Genomic DNA, 269 nt, shown 5'->3' with positions numbered 1-269 from the left:
ACGTCCTTGCGCAGGAAGATGGCCGTGTCGATGTCCATCACCACGCCCTTCGTGCGGTGCATGACAAAGCGATATGCACCCGTGATGCTCGGGCCGTCGAGCAGCGTGTAGATCGTCACGGAATCGGCGCGGTTGTCTGCCGGCGTGTCGAACCACACGTGCGTGAAATTGGGAAACTCTTCCGGCTTGCCGGCCTGCGCCACGTCCAGCGCAATGCCCCGTGCGGAAAGCCCGTACTGATACAGCTCGCCGATGGCGCGGAAGTACGA

General features: G+C 62.5%; 1 protein-coding gene. It reads right to left on the bottom strand.

Annotated features, from left to right (window positions below; all coding sequences use genetic code 11):
* The coding region (locus tag FVA95_RS29850) for a glucan biosynthesis protein (protein ID WP_193564458.1) at nt 1–269 on the bottom strand (269 nt) is incomplete at both ends.

The organism is Pseudonocardia sp. EV170527-09 (assembly GCF_008369905.1).
Lineage (GTDB): Bacteria > Actinomycetota > Actinomycetes > Mycobacteriales > Pseudonocardiaceae > Pseudonocardia.
The sequence above is the reverse complement of the archived record's forward strand: the minus strand, read 5'-3'. Positions and strand labels throughout refer to the sequence as shown.